Genomic DNA, 435 nt, shown 5'->3' with positions numbered 1-435 from the left:
TGGGCGAATACATACGGGCCTTGTAATAGTAGAGGCCCAGTTCCGGCAACCATGTCTGCCCGGTATAGCGGAACCGCCCCAGCCCGCCCGTGCCCGGAATGCCGTATTCATCGTAGCTGTTGATCGCAAGCATCGCGCCCGAGGCATTGCTCACCGCAATCACGCTGCCCCGTTCGTCCTTGTGCAGATAGCGCCGACCGGCCGTCCCCGCGCCTTCGTACCAGACCAGCGGATTGTCGATCCCGGGGCCGTGGACATAACGGCGCAGCAGCGTGCCCGAGGCATTGTATTCGCCGATCATATCGATCCCGTCATAGGCGAAGCGCGTATCGACCTGCGGCGCGGTATAGCGATAGAGCCGACCCAGCGGATCGTAGGACAGCGTGCCCGACCCTTGCGCATGGCTGTAGCCGGTGAGGAAGTTCTCGCTCGAAT

At 62.5% G+C, this 435-nt stretch carries 1 pseudogene; it reads right to left on the bottom strand.

Annotated elements, in window-relative coordinates:
- A pseudogene (locus L5849_RS15065) lies at positions 1-435 on the bottom strand (hypothetical protein); the annotation flags it as partial.

The sequence above is a fragment of the Erythrobacter sp. SN021 genome (assembly GCF_021864455.1).
Note: the sequence above shows the minus strand (reverse complement) of the source record. Positions and strands in the feature narration are given on the sequence as shown.